The sequence below is a fragment of the Candidatus Thioglobus sp. genome (assembly GCF_029243085.1).
Lineage (GTDB): Bacteria > Pseudomonadota > Gammaproteobacteria > PS1 > Pseudothioglobaceae > Thioglobus_A.
Window position 1 is genome coordinate 1 of the sequence record NZ_JAQWSS010000104.1, and the last position, 11,592, is coordinate 11,592.

At 37.1% G+C, this 11,592-nt stretch carries 9 protein-coding genes; 6 read left to right on the forward strand and 3 right to left on the reverse strand.

Annotated elements, in window-relative coordinates; translation table 11 throughout:
- Positions 1-126 precede the first annotated feature (126 nt).
- The 3 genes from soxA to dnaE all read left to right on the forward strand — a co-directional run bounded on the left by soxA (position 127) and on the right by dnaE (position 4,842).
- Positions 127-945: a sulfur oxidation c-type cytochrome SoxA gene (soxA, locus tag P8M52_RS05930; protein ID WP_300308723.1), complete on the forward strand. Its 819-nt coding sequence runs from the start codon at positions 127-129 to the stop codon at positions 943-945.
- A 13-nt stretch (positions 946-958) separates the two neighbouring features.
- The gene (locus tag P8M52_RS05935) at positions 959-1,279 is read left to right on the forward strand and encodes a hypothetical protein (RefSeq protein WP_300308725.1); all 321 of its coding nucleotides are present in this window, start codon (positions 959-961) and stop codon (positions 1,277-1,279) included.
- A gap of 125 nt (positions 1,280-1,404) precedes the next feature.
- Entirely contained in the window at positions 1,405-4,842 is a 3,438-nt protein-coding gene (gene dnaE, locus P8M52_RS05940) for a DNA polymerase III subunit alpha (RefSeq protein WP_300308728.1), read from the forward strand.
- Positions 4,843-4,849: 7 nt separating this feature from the next.
- On the opposite strand, the gene P8M52_RS05945 is transcribed toward dnaE, so the two are convergent.
- The 3 genes from P8M52_RS05945 to ribD form a co-directional block, all read right to left on the reverse strand.
- Positions 4,850-7,090: a DNA internalization-related competence protein ComEC/Rec2 gene (locus tag P8M52_RS05945; RefSeq protein WP_300308731.1), complete on the reverse strand. Its 2,241-nt coding sequence runs from the start codon at positions 7,088-7,090 to the stop codon at positions 4,850-4,852.
- A 380-nt stretch (positions 7,091-7,470) separates the two neighbouring features.
- Entirely contained in the window at positions 7,471-8,664 is a 1,194-nt protein-coding gene (coaBC, locus tag P8M52_RS05950) for a bifunctional phosphopantothenoylcysteine decarboxylase/phosphopantothenate--cysteine ligase CoaBC (RefSeq protein ID WP_300308734.1), read from the reverse strand.
- Positions 8,661-9,710, reverse strand: a complete 1,050-nt coding sequence (gene ribD, locus P8M52_RS05955; RefSeq protein WP_363320165.1) for a bifunctional diaminohydroxyphosphoribosylaminopyrimidine deaminase/5-amino-6-(5-phosphoribosylamino)uracil reductase RibD — start codon at positions 9,708-9,710, stop codon at positions 8,661-8,663. The genes coaBC and ribD overlap by 4 nt, the downstream gene beginning before the upstream one ends.
- A gap of 57 nt (positions 9,711-9,767) precedes the next feature.
- On the opposite strand from ribD, the gene recA reads away from it, so the two are divergent.
- From recA to P8M52_RS05970, 3 genes are read left to right on the forward strand one after another with little or no spacing between them, the layout of a single operon-like run.
- The gene (gene recA, locus P8M52_RS05960) at positions 9,768-10,775 is read left to right on the forward strand and encodes a recombinase RecA (protein WP_300308736.1); all 1,008 of its coding nucleotides are present in this window, start codon (positions 9,768-9,770) and stop codon (positions 10,773-10,775) included.
- Positions 10,759-11,190: a regulatory protein RecX gene (locus P8M52_RS05965; RefSeq protein ID WP_300308739.1), complete on the forward strand. Its 432-nt coding sequence runs from the start codon at positions 10,759-10,761 to the stop codon at positions 11,188-11,190. Before recA ends, P8M52_RS05965 begins: the two co-directional genes overlap by 17 nt.
- A gap of 10 nt (positions 11,191-11,200) precedes the next feature.
- Positions 11,201-11,560, forward strand: a complete 360-nt coding sequence (locus P8M52_RS05970; RefSeq protein ID WP_300308742.1) for a hypothetical protein — start codon at positions 11,201-11,203, stop codon at positions 11,558-11,560.
- Positions 11,561-11,592: the final 32 nt, after the last annotated feature.

Consider the following 11,592-nt stretch of genomic DNA (forward strand, 5'->3'; position numbering starts at 1 on the left):
TTTAAGTTTAACGTTGCAGGCGCTAAAGGCGATACAATCGAACTTAAATATACTGACAATAAAGGCAAGACTGGTTCTGCGACTGCAAAGTCTAAGTAATCAATTATGCCGATTGAGGAGAGATTAATGAAAAAATTAATAACTGCAGTAGTCAGTTTAGGTTTAATAGTTGGCGCCGCATCTGCTACAGATGTTGATGCTGACCGTAAAGCCTTTGTTGGCCACTTCAAGTCAATCAAGCCAAATGTTGATTTTGCAGATTACACCAATGGTGTGTATGCATTTGATGAGGGCTCAAGAGAGCAATTTGAAGAAATCTTAGACGGTATTCCTCCTTATGAGGAAGCGCTAGAAAAAGGTGGAGCGGAGTTTGAAAAGTTTGGTCTTGCTAAGTGTGATGCACTGAAAGATCCAGCTGCAGCTCGTTTAGCGCACCCATACTATGATGAAAAAGCTGGTACTGTTGTAACACTTGAAGGAACAATTCAAAAATGTTACAACGAGCAAACTGGTAAGAAAATGGGTACGATGAAGGGTAAGATTGCTCGAATCAGTTCTTGGATTTCAGACCAGGCTGCTGGTGAAAAGATCAATGTAAAAGTTGAATCTGAAGGTGCAAAGGCAGCTTATGAAGAAGGTAAAGCGTTCTTCTACGCTAAGCGCGGTCAGTTCAACATGTCGTGTGCAGATTGTCACGTATATAACGCTGGCAAAAAAGCCCGTGCTGATATCTTGTCACCTGCTCTAGGTCATACGACACACGTTCCAATGTATCGTGCTAAGTGGGCTGGCTTAGGTACGCTTCATCGTCGTTATGGTGGTTGTTTGAAGAATATGAGAGCAAAGCCAATCAAGGCTCAGAAGGAAGTTTATCGCAACATGGAGTTCTATCATCAAGCGATGAGCAATGGTCTTGAAATTACAGACGCACGTTACAGAAAATAATAGGAGAATAAAGATGAAAAAAGTATTAATTACAGCTTTATCAGTATTCGCCTTAACGGCTCAAGCTGATTTTCTAGGTAGTTCACATAACTGGAATGATGGATCTTCTGATCCGTTTAAGGCGGCGATTACTGCTGCTGAAGCTGGTTATGCAGCTAACTTCAAGGCTAACATGGCTTGGCGTGATACTGAAAAAATGATCAAAGAAGCTAAGAAGCTGAATGCTGCAGGTAAGACTGCTGCTGCAGTGGCTTTAGCTAATAAGGCTCATGTTCAAACAGTGAATGCAACAGCACAAACTGCTTTAGCTAAAAATGCTGGTCCTCTTTTTTAAAGAAGATTAGTATTGCTTTAAAAATACCCCTTAATTGGGGTATTTTTTTGTCTGAAATAAATTAACATTTAAATAAAATTGATGGATAATTAATTTTTTTAAATTAATATTAAGCAATATTTAATATGTCAGATATAGATTTTTGTCACCTACACTGTCAGAGTGAATTTTCAGTCGAAAATTCTTTAGTGCGTATTCCAAAATTAATCGATAAGGCGGTTAAATTGGGTATGAATAGTATTGCACTAACAGATGAAGTAAATTTATATGCAGCTGTTAAGTTTTACCAAAAGGCAACTACTGCAAATATTAAGCCAATTTTTGGATCCCGTATCAATGTTCGTGATGCAGAAGGCGAATTTTATTCGGTGTTGTTATTGTGTCAAAATCACCAAGGGTTTCTAAATCTTTCGGAATTAATTTCTCTAGCTTATATGCAAGGCCAGTCTATTGAGGGGGCAAGTATTAGTGAAGGTCAGCTCAGTGAGCATCATCAGGGTTTATTATTAATTTCTACACCAATTTATAGCGATGTAGCAAAATGTTTATTGTCAAATCAACTGCTTGACGCTAAACAAAAAGCACAGCAATGGCAGTCAATTTTTGCTGATCGTTATTATCTAGCTGTACAACGCACTTCTAGAGAATTTGACGAACGTCATTTACATCTCTGTATAAATTTGGCGCTTGAACTTGATATTGCTGTGGTCGCTACTAATGATGTCCAGTTTCTCTCTCAAGAGGATTTTGATGCTCATGAAGCGCGTATTTGTATCTCTCAAGGTGGTTTGTTAGATGATACCCGTCGCATCCGACATTATTCTGATCAGCAATATTTAAAATCTGCAGATCAAATGTATGAGCTATTTTCCGATTTACCTGAAATTTTACAAAATACGGTAGCTGTTTCGCAGCGTTGTAATGTGCATTTTGAATTACATAAAAAAAATTATTTACCTGATTTTCCAATTCCCGACGATTTAAGTATTGCCGAATTTTTTACTTTTGAATCTGAACAAGGCTTAGAGTCACGTCTAAAAAATGTAGAAGTAAATCGAGCAGAATACGATGCTCGATTAAAGTTCGAGCTTGATGTGATTATTCAAATGGATTTTCCAGGTTATTTTTTAATCGTAGCGGATTTTATTAGATGGTCACGTGATAATGATATTCCAGTTGGCCCTGGGCGTGGTTCAGGTGCTGGTTCATTAGTTGCCTATGTATTGGGTATTACCAATGTGGATCCCATTAAACATGAATTACTATTTGAGAGATTCTTAAACCCTGAACGTGTTTCGATGCCAGATTTTGATATTGACTTCTGTACTGATAGACGTGATGAAGTGATTGATTATGTGGCTAAAAAATATGGCCGTGAAAAAGTTTCACAAATTATCACTTACGGTACCATGGCGGCAAAAGGTGTTGTACGAGATGTTGGTCGTGTCTTAGGTCATCCTTATGGTTTTAGTGATAAGATTTCCAAACTGATTCCTAATGATTTGAAAATGACCTTGGACAAAGCCTTGCAGCCAGAATCTGAGGGAGGCTCTGATGATTTATTGGCGCGCTATGATTCAGAAGAGGCAGTTACTGATTTAATTAACTTATCTAAAAAGCTTGAAGGTGTTGTTCGCAACGTGGGAACGCACGCCGGTGGTGTTGTAATCGCTCCGAGTAAGATTAGCGACTTTTGTCCTGTTTACAAAGGCTCTGGTGTAGATGATGGCGTTGTTTCACAATTTGATAAAGATGATGTTGAAGCGGTCGGCTTAGTTAAGTTTGATTTTTTAGGGTTGTCAAATTTAACAGTTATTCAGAAAGCCATCAAAATGATTGAAGCTAAGGGTCTACGATCTGACAAGATTGATTTAGACACCTTGCCGCTAGATGATGAAAAAGTCTATGAATTATTGCAACGCTGTGATACAACAGGAATATTTCAACTGGAATCTGATGGCATGCGTAGCTATCTTAAGAAATTGCAAGCAGATAGTTTTGAAGATATAGTGGCAATGCTGGCGCTTTATCGTCCAGGCCCATTAGATGCAGGAATGGTAGATGACTATATTAATGTGAAGCATGGAGCGCAAGTTAAATATCCCCATCCTATGCTCCAAGAAATCCTTGAACCAACCAATGGCGTATTTCTATATCAAGAGCAGGTGATGAAATCAGCCCAGGTGATGGCTGGTTATTCCCTGGGTGGTGCTGATTTATTGCGTCGTGCAATGGGTAAGAAGAAAGTCGAGGAGATGGATCGTCAACGTAGTGTCTTTGTCGAGGGTGCTGCTAAAAATAATATTGATGAGAAAAAAGCTAATGAAATTTTCGATCTGATTGATAAGTTTTCTGGTTATGGATTTAACAAATCACACTCAGTGGCTTATGCCTATGTGTCATATCATACTGCTTGGTTAAAGTCCCATTATCCTGCACCGTTTATGGCGGCAGTTTTGTCCGGAATGATGGATGATACGGATCGAGTTTCTTTTACAGTGGGGGAAATTCGTCAAATGGGGCTGCAAGTCAATGGCCCAAATGTTTGTTTGTCTGATTATCAATTTAGTATTGCTGATGACAGAACGGTTATTTATGGCCTAGGCGCTGTCAAGGGTGTTGGTGAGGCTTTAGTTGAAAGAGTAATGTTAGAGCGTGAAGAGAATGGCGTCTATAAAGACTTGTTTGATTTTTGTTTTAGAATCCAAAAACGTTATTTGAATAGGCGCGCACTTGAAGCGTTAATTTATAGTGGTGCATTTGATGTATTTGGCGTCGATAGAGCTAGTTTAATTAAAACTTACCCTATGGCTGTGAAACAGGCAGAACAGCGCCAAAATGACAATTCTAGTGGCCAGAGTGGTTTATTTTCTAGTGTTGAAGAACATACAGAGTATGAAGCTAATTATTTGCCTGCTCCTGAGTTGTCATTTCGACAGAGACTACAATTTGAAAAAATGGTAATGGGTTATTATTTTTACGATCATCCTACTGATGAGTATAAATCTGATGCAAAGCACATTAGCGCTACATTACCTTCTCAAATTAAATTCAGAAACAATAAGGAAGTTCGTGTTTTGGCTTTAATATCAGAATTGCGTTATCGCCCCACGCGAAAAGGCGGTCAAATTGCTATTGTTGCTGTTGAAGATGGCAATATATCATTAAATGCTGTTGTATTTTCTAAAGCATTGGGTGCAGTAAGTGATAAGCTTATTGTAGATGATGTGGTTATTATTTCTGGAAAAATTCAACGCGATGATTATCGTGATGGTTGGCAGATTATTGTGGATAACATTGAAAATATTGATGAAGTTAAAATGAATTATGCTAAAGGTTTTGAGATCAGACTCGATGATCGACAGCAATCCGTTTTTTCTAAGCTTAATCAGCTTTTAAAAGAGCACAAAGGCTCTTGTCCAGTAAAGATTTCATACCATACAAATCGATTAAGAGGTAGTATCCCTTTAAGTAGTGAATTAAAGGTTAATCCTGACCAGGTACTGGTTGAAGCGGTTAATTCATTGACTCAAACCCAATCTAGTAAGATTCATTACCATTGATTAAAATTTATTTACATTCACGCCAATAATAGCGTTTGAATGTTTGTCGAAAGCGTTCAATAGTCATTTGATCGCTAAATTTAATATCAATCTGCCCGGCACAACTAGTCTTTAATATGTTAATTTTGTGTTGTTGATATCGGTTTGTTACTATTTTAGCAGGATGGTTAAATCGATTTTTATAGCCACTTGAAATGACAACCCATTTAGGTGATACTACGGATAAAAATTGATCGCTTGAAGAGGTTTTACTGCCATGATGTGGGCTGATTAGCACATCAGATTTTAGCTTATCCCCCCAAGTTTTGATTAAGTGTAATTCGGCCTGTTTTTCAATGTCACCTGTTAGCATGATAGAATGACTATCATTAGATATTCTTAAAACGCAAGAGGCATTGTTGCCTGTAAATTGATGCGAAAAATTAAGCATTTTAAAGCTAACGCCATCCCATTGCCAAGATGGATAAGCGCTACATTGTTCAGCATCTTGTGAAATTTTCTCAGGTATTGAAGTTAAAACTTTACTGATTGCTGTATTTTCCAAAAGACTATTTAGCCCTCCAATATGATCATTATCCCCATGTGAAATAATCGTAATATCAATAAGATTAATTTGGTTTGATTGTAAATAGGGCAATATAACTGCATCACCCATATTAAACCCAGATCGATAGCGCGCTCCAGTGTCAAAAATCAAAGTATGATTTTGTGTGCGAACAACATGGGACAGTCCTTGTCCTACATCTAGCGTTGTTATATTGACTTCACCATGCTTTAACTTTTCAATGGGCTGAAGCCATACAATGGCCAATAAAACTAAGGCAATTTTTCTGAGTTTGAGCGCACTAGGTAATACAATAAAAATAATTCCTGCAGTCAGTGCAAATAAGCTGAAGTTGGATACAGGCGTGTAGTGCCATTGATTGAATTCTAATAGTTGTATCTGTTTAAGAAAAAATGAAAGATAGATTAGAGATTGATTGGCTATTGAAAATAGTAACTCACTTAAAGACTGCAAGTGTAAATAGCTAAATAAAGCGCCTAGCAATGAGAAAGGAGTGGTTATAAAGCTAAATACTGGAATAGCAACTAGATTGGCAATCGGAGAAAAAATTGAGCCAATTGAAAAGAACCCGGCAATCAAGGGTAAGGTGGCAACACTGATTAACAGCTGAATATAAATTAAGCGAAACAGCCAGTGTTTATCTTTGTGTTGTCCAATACCATAAATAATAATTGCAACTACATAAAAAGACAGCCAAAAACCCGCACTAAAAACACTCAGCGGGTTGGAGATTAGAACTAGTAATAGCGCACCACCATATAATTGCCATGTATTGTGATGGCGACGCAAAATAATTGACACAAATACCACTCCTGCCATAATAAAAGCTCTTTGTGTTGGGATAGGAAAACCAGCTATTAATGCATATATAAATGCTCCTAATAGACCTAAATATGCACCAAAAATTGATGCAGGTAGTTTGAGAGTGCAGATAGTGCACCGTCTCCAAAAAAAACTAAATAATAAGAAAATAAATCCTGAAATTAAGCCTATATGTAGTCCAGAGATAACACTCAGGTGTGTTGTATTGGTATCTTTGAATAGTTGCCAATGGCTATCTTTGATCAGAGATCTATCGCCTATGATCAAAGCATTAATCACACCTATGAAGTCTAAATGAGAAAAAGAATCTGTCAGTTTTTTTTGAATATTTTGGCGAACAGTATTTATTAATACAGAAGAGTTTGCTGTTATAAGTTGATTAACATTACTACGCTTCACATATCCTGTTGCATCGAATTGTTTATAAAACAACCAGCGCTCATAGTCAAATCCACCAGTGTTCTGATAACTATTGTTATGTTTAATTTTTACAAGTAATTTCCATTGATCTCCACTTTGGAGTTTCAACTGATTATGCCCATACCATGACAGCTTAAGCTTACCTTTGAAAGGCTTGGATACATCAAAAATAAATTGTGTTTTATTGTGTTTGACTTGAGGAAGTTCTTGAATGGTTCCAATAATACCAATAGGTGTATTAAAGAATTGTTCATCTATATCAGCCTTTAAAACATGAGTGGAAAATAACCCCATCCAGCTAAATCCAGCTGTAAAAAATATTAAACTAAAAGCAATCAATTTATGACGACTAAAAGTAGCCAAAATACCCATTAATATTGCAATAAATAGAATTAGTTCGCCCGTTGATAGTGATATAGTATTTTTGACTGAAAATACCATAATTCCTAGTAAAAAATTAAGGGAAAAAATAAACATATTTAGGGCTTAGTAATTTAAAAATTCCATCGTTTATAAAATTGAAAATAATGATTGTCTAATATATCGTGAAACCCTTGATTTAATGCGTGAAACACGGTTAGTTTTCCTCCAAAGTGTTTTTGCAAGTATTTATGAGTGTTTTCTAATATTATAGTTTTATATTAAAAATCGTAACTAATTGATTTTAAATTAAAAATTATAACTGATTAGTTTTTATTCAAAACCATAAAGAATAGCAATACATCAACGTTTTAAGTACTTTTTAAAGAGATATTAACAGAGTTATCCACAGTTTTGTGAGTAACTCTAACAGGTGTTGATTTGACGCTGTTTTACGGCGTTTATAAGAACTCTTTAATGAAGATTTTTAGAATTTTTTCAGCCACGTTTGTTTTACTGTTTTTAGCGATATTTTCTTGTAGATTTTGGCTGATAAAAACAACTTGGTTTTCGTCTTTATTGAACCCAATTTCGGTATTTGAAACATCATTTAAAATAATCGCGTCACAACCCTTGTTTTTTAGCTTATTTTTAGCATTTTCAAGGGTGTTTTGTGTCTCGGCAGCAAAGCCGATGCTAAGAGGTTTGTTATCAAGTTTACATACTTCCGATAAAATGTCTTTATTGGGCGTTAGTTCGAGAATTAGATTGTTTCCAGATTTTTTTATTTTTTGTTTACTTGGATTTTTAACCCCATAATCGCTGACAGCTGCAACAGCAATAAAAATCTCTTGTTGATCAATCACATCCATAACAGATGCATGCATTTCTATAGCGCTTTTTGCATGAATATTGATCGCCTTAACATTTAAATTGACGTCAATATTTCCATAGACACAAGTGACCCTTGCCCCCATCTGTACGCAACTATCAACTAATGCCATACCCATTTTTCCGCTTGAATGGTTAGAAATGAATCTTACAGGGTCAATAGCTTCTACGGTAGCACCTAGAGTAACTAAAACATTTTTGCCGCTTAATTGCGTACTTTCGAATTGCTTAGCCACATAATTAGCAATATCAGTTGAATCAGGCAATCTACCTACGCCAATATCGCCACAGGCCTGCAAACCTGAGTCTGGTTGAATTATGTTTATTTGGCGTGTATTTAAGTGTTTTAAATTTTCTTGTACGGCGCTAGAATTAAACATCTGTTGGTTCATGGCGGGCGCTAATATTAGTTTTGCTTTGCTAGCGAGAACAACACTGGTTAATAAATCGCTAGCTTTTCCAGTGGCAATCTTGGCAATTGTATTGGCACTTGCAGGGGCAATTAAAATTAAATCAGCCCATTTGGCCAATTCAATGTGCCCCATTGATAATTCCGCTTCTTTATCCCATATGTTACTATGAACTTTGTTTTTGGAAATGGATTGAAGTGATAATTCAGTAATAAAATTAGCACCGCCACTAGTTAATATGACTCGAACCTCAGCACCAAAATCTTGTAGACGTCTAACAATATCAGGAGATTTATACGCTGAAATGGAGCCACAGACTCCAAGCAATATGCGTTTATTAGTGAGAGAACTCATGACTTGAAGGAAGCTGTAATGCGTATATCATTTCCAACCATACGTAGATCGTTAATATTAAGATTAATTTTATCTGATAAATTGTCAATAGGTAATAATGCCATAGAATTCGCCTTGCTACCCATTAGTATTGGCGCAGTATAAATTATAAATTCATCAATAAGCTGTTGTTCAATCATGGCACCAACCAAGCCTGGACCAGCTTCAAGTAAAACTGTATTAATTCCCTGCTCACTTAGTTGTAGTAATACGTCATTAAGCTCAATCTTACCAGAGTCAGTTAGTTGTGTATTGTGTGTATTGAAAACTTGAGTTGGTGCATTTGCTGAAAAAATATTGAGCGATTTATCAGTAATCTGATGTTTACTATCAACAACAACACGAAGGGGTGTATTGCTGGATCCTTCAAGGCGCACAGTCAGTGAAGGATTGTCGGCAAGTATTGTGCCAGAGCCAGTCATTATGGCTTGATTGATGTTTCTGAGTTTTTGTACGTCATTTCTAGCACTGTCACCTGTGATCCATTTGCTCTGCCCTGTGAGCATAGAGGTTTTGCCATCAAGGCTCATGCCAATTTTACAAGTGACAAAAGGCCGTTTAGATTTCATGCGTTTGATAAACCCTCGATTAAGAGTAATAGCCTGATCTTCAAGTAGACCAACTGAAACATCAATGCCAGCAGCCCTTAACATGGATACACCTTGACCGCTAACTAAAGGATTTGGATCAAGAGTAGCGATAATTACTTTTTTAGCGCCAGAATTAATGATTGCTTGGGCGCATGGTGGGGTCTTACCATGATGAGAGCAAGGCTCCAGAGTAACATATAACGTTGCTCCAATGGCTTGATGATCAATCTGATTTAGTGCATTGATTTCAGCATGCGCCTCACCAAAGATTTGATGATAACCGCTGGCTATAATTCTACCCTCTTTTTCAATCACGCAACCTACCATGGGATTGCCTGCAACACCATGTATTCCTTGGTGTGCAAGCTTAAGTGCCAAGCCCATGTTTTGCGTGTCATTTATTGAAAAAGTTGTCACAATATTTCAGATATAATTGTCAAATTAATTAATCATATTTTACCTAGGAGAATCTACATGGATGAACAGAAAAAACAAGCGCTTAAAGCGGCTTTATCGCAGATTGACAAGCAGTTTGGCAAGGGTTCAGTTATGTTTTTGGGTGATGATGAAGCTCAAGTTGATATTGAGGCGGTATCTACAGGTAGTTTAAGTTTAGATGTTGCACTCGGTATTGGCGGTTTGCCAAGAGGGCGCGTAATTGAAATTTACGGTCCAGAATCTTCAGGAAAAACGACTCTTACACTACATGTTATTGCTGAAATGCAAAAATTAGGTGGAACAGCGGCGTTCATCGATGCTGAGCATGCGCTGGATCCTCAGTATGCAAAGCGTCTAGGAGTTGATACTGACGAATTATTGATTTCGCAACCAGATACTGGTGAGCAAGCTTTAGAAATTACAGATATGCTAGTGCGTTCAGGAGGTGTAGATATTGTTGTTGTTGATTCTGTTGCAGCGTTAACACCTAAGGCTGAAATTGAAGGTGAAATGGGTGCTTCGCATATGGGCTTGCAGGCTCGTTTAATGTCTCAAGCACTGAGAAAGCTTACATCCAATATCAAGAAGACCAATACTATGGTTATTTTTATTAATCAGTTGCGTATGAAAATTGGTGTCATGTTCGGCAATCCAGAGACCACTACAGGTGGTAATGCTTTGAAATTTTATGCTTCTGTTCGTCTTGAAATTCGTCGTACTGGTGCCATTAAAAAAGGTGATGAAATTCTCGGTAATGAGACGCGCGTTAAAGTATTAAAAAATAAAGTGGCGCCACCATTTAAACAAGCTGAGTTTCAAATTCTATACAATCAGGGGATTTCCCTTGAGAGTGAAATTATTGATTTAGGTGTGAAGCACGGTTTTGTCGAAAAAGCAGGCGCTTGGTATAGTGTGGAAGGTGAGAGAATTGGCCAGGGCAAAGATAATGCACGTGATTATTTAAAGGAGCATCAAGAATTACGTCAAAGTGTAGAATCAAAAATTCGTGAAAAATTAATGAGTAGTGGTGACGAAAGCAAGTAAAGAAACTTGTTATGCTAGTGCTATGCGCATGTTGGTTAGACGTGAACACTCGGCGCTTGAATTAACACAAAAGCTCAGCGCTAAGGAATTTGAACAAATCGAGATCGAGAGAGTTTTGGCTGCTTTAATTAAGCAAAACTATCAAAGCGATGAACGATTTGCATCTGAGTTTGCACAGATGCGTTTTAATCAAGGCAAAGGTCCGGTCAAAATTGGTGTTGATCTAAAGCAACGTGGTATCGATCAATTTGATTTATCTGAATTTGATTTTTACCTATTGGCACAAACCATACGTGAGAACAAGTTTGGCAAAGAAGTGCCAAGTGATTACAAACAAAAAGCTAAACAACAACGCTTCTTACAATCAAGAGGATTTAATTTTGAGCATATCAACAATGCATTTAAAGCAGAATAAATTGCTTTCAATGAGATCACCACTCTACATCAAGTACCCTAACGGTGAGGCTAGGGTGATTGAAAATATATTTGAACATCCTGAAGGTGTTCTGTATTTTGAACTGTTTTGGGAAAAAGATCCTGTCTATAGTATTCATCTGATCAAGGGTGAAATTACTGGCGACGGTCCTTGGAAAGTTGGAGATTGCTCATTTCATATCTTGGGGTGTAATCACACTCATCCACAGATGTGTGAAATTCATTCTTTTTGGCAGCAAGAATTATTGCAAAAACCAGATCAATTTCGTAGTAATGAGGTGCTAGAGATTGCATTACAAAAAGGAGCGATTGTTCCTAAAGATCATCCAATGAACAATGCACGGTACTAATAAACCAACCCAAGCCTACGATTTCAAAACCC

What these genes read in the sequence shown, in the direction of transcription:
- soxA (WP_300308723.1), top strand. Translation starts at nt 127, where the DNA reads ATGAAAAAATTAATAACTGCAGTAGTCAGTTTAGGTTTAATAGTTGGC.
- P8M52_RS05935 (WP_300308725.1), top strand. Translation starts at nt 959, where the DNA reads ATGAAAAAAGTATTAATTACAGCTTTATCAGTATTCGCCTTAACGGCT.
- dnaE (WP_300308728.1), top strand. Translation starts at nt 1,405, where the DNA reads ATGTCAGATATAGATTTTTGTCACCTACACTGTCAGAGTGAATTTTCA.
- P8M52_RS05945 (WP_300308731.1), bottom strand. Translation starts at nt 7,090, where the DNA reads ATGGTATTTTCAGTCAAAAATACTATATCACTATCAACGGGCGAACTA.
- coaBC (WP_300308734.1), bottom strand. Translation starts at nt 8,664, where the DNA reads ATGAGTTCTCTCACTAATAAACGCATATTGCTTGGAGTCTGTGGCTCC.
- recA (WP_300308736.1), top strand. Translation starts at nt 9,768, where the DNA reads ATGGATGAACAGAAAAAACAAGCGCTTAAAGCGGCTTTATCGCAGATT.
- P8M52_RS05970 (WP_300308742.1), top strand. Translation starts at nt 11,201, where the DNA reads ATGAGATCACCACTCTACATCAAGTACCCTAACGGTGAGGCTAGGGTG.